This is a genomic window from Parapedobacter soli, from assembly GCF_025460835.1.
Classification (GTDB): domain Bacteria; phylum Bacteroidota; class Bacteroidia; order Sphingobacteriales; family Sphingobacteriaceae; genus Parapedobacter; species Parapedobacter soli.
In genome coordinates this window covers 1-1,892 of sequence record NZ_JAMXAY010000124.1, presented here as the reverse complement: position 1 = coordinate 1,892, position 1,892 = coordinate 1, and the positions used below count along the sequence as shown (strand labels likewise).

Genomic DNA, 1,892 nt, shown 5'->3' with positions numbered 1-1,892 from the left:
TTTATTTAATTTTTAAAACGTCCCAATTTTAATGGGACACTAGTGCCTATTTCTGTGAAAAAAGAAATTGCATTATCAAGGTTTTCTACAACGATACCAACGTTGTTCATTTCAAGTAAGTTACTTTTTGTCATATTGTTTTTGTTATGTCGTTTGTTTGTTGTCTGCGGTGTCGTCTTTTACAATGACCGCTAACGGGTCGGGTATTGCCGAAGGCGGGGATAAGGAAGCACAAAAATTGAACTTAGCACCGCAATTAGCAAAACCATTTTTTATTTGCTAATTTACACTTTTCGAGCAAATAAAAAATGGTTTTGCGGAATAGAAGTACAAATGTTGAGTTTTAGAATTCAGCCCCGCTTTTGGCAATACCTTGTTGGCGGTATGTGGCTTTCAATTGTCCGTTGTCTGTGTCAGCTTGTTTTTTTTACTTTTCATTTACGCTATAAATTTTACCGAACGCCATTCACAAAATCAGCTATATCCTTTAATGCCTCTTTGGATTTTTCCGAATTTATGTCGGTCAATAGCCAAACGTGAGTTTGATTTTCGTATTCTTTGAAAGCTGTATTGGGCTGAATGGTTTTTATATAGTCGTAAAAGTTTTTTGTATCATCATATAATATTTCGTTTGTTCCTGTGAGTAAAAAAGTGGGTGGGAAACTGTCGAAAACAAGTTCATTCGGGTCTGCATTTTCTGAATTTCCTACATAATATTCAGCATATTCCAACAAATATGGTTTGGTTAAAAACGGGTCAAGTGATTGCCTTGTTTTATATGAATTGGTATTGCATTTTAAGTTGAGCCAAGACGAAATCAAAATTGTTGCAGACGGAAGTTTCAGTTTATTTTCAGCTATCGAATAAATGCCCGAAACCACCAAACCACCACCTGCACTATCACCCATAAAAATAATTTTACGATTGGGATACGTTTTCAGCAATTCTTTATACACTTTCACTATTTCGTTTATTGCAACAGGAAAAGGGTTTTCGGGTGCAAATGAATATTCAATAAGTAGAATTTTTGAACGAGTATTTTCGGCAATATGACTCACCATTGCTTTGTGCGAATTGATACTTCCAAAAGCAAAACAGCCACCGTGCAGATATACAATAATATTATCCGAAACTTCATTTTTTGGTGTAAACCAATAACATTTTACTTCGGCAATTTGTGTGCCTGAAATTTTCACATTCTGACTGACAGGATAAATGTTGCCGAGTGTTTCAAAAAATGTTCTGTCATTATTCACTTTGTCCAATATGTCCGTTGTTTGAGCTTTCATTGTTGTTGAAATAAAAAGGGTTAAAAGAATTTTGATTGTTGTTCTCATTATATTTCTATTTTTTGGGCAAAAGTAATTTTAAAAATATACTTATGAAAGTAGTGAGAATAAAGTATATTAATATACTTTTGTATAGTTTTTTGATATTTCAATATTTGAGTGTATGAAAAAAAATGAATTAATTTGTCCGATAGAACATTCCGTCAAACTTTTAGGCGGAAAATGGAAGTTGACAATCATTCACGTATTGGTTGTAAATGATGTTGTTCGCTTTAAAGAATTGGAAAGAATGATAATTGGCATTACGCCCAAAATGCTTTCTATGCAGTTGAAAAGTTTGGAAGCGGACGGTTTGGTAGAACGAAAAGTTTATGCAACCGTTCCGCCAACTGTTGAGTATAAATTGACAAAAGTTGGAAAGTCTATAAAACCAATGATGAACGAATTGGAAAAATGGGGATTATATCATCAAAATTTGAAGAAGTAATTTTTGTATAAAACGCGGGTCGGCTAAAAATCTTTTCTTTGTCGGATTGTGTCCTTTGGTCGTAGAACTGTCGAGACTGTAAAACAAACTGTGTCAAGAGTTATAAATGTTAACTT

General features: G+C 33.6%; 2 protein-coding genes. One reads left to right on the top strand and one right to left on the bottom strand.

Annotation, left to right across the window (positions count from 1 at the left end; translation table 11 throughout):
• Positions 1–452 precede the first annotated feature (452 nt).
• Positions 453–1,337 carry an alpha/beta hydrolase fold domain-containing protein gene (locus NGM62_RS21815; RefSeq protein ID WP_262250417.1) on the bottom strand — a complete coding sequence of 295 codons (885 nt, stop codon included), beginning with the start codon at positions 1,335–1,337 and terminating at the stop codon, positions 453–455.
• A 115-nt stretch (positions 1,338–1,452) separates the two neighbouring features.
• Here NGM62_RS21815 and NGM62_RS21810 point away from each other — a divergent pair, with 115 nt between their 5' ends.
• Entirely contained in the window at positions 1,453–1,776 is a 324-nt protein-coding gene (locus tag NGM62_RS21810) for a winged helix-turn-helix transcriptional regulator (RefSeq protein WP_262250416.1), read from the top strand.
• Positions 1,777–1,892: the final 116 nt, after the last annotated feature.

Excerpts from the sequence above, each read along its gene's own strand:
- NGM62_RS21815 (WP_262250417.1), bottom strand. The coding sequence starts at position 1,337 with ATGAGAACAACAATCAAAATTCTTTTAACCCTTTTTATTTCAACAACA.
- NGM62_RS21810 (WP_262250416.1), top strand. The coding sequence starts at position 1,453 with ATGAAAAAAAATGAATTAATTTGTCCGATAGAACATTCCGTCAAACTT.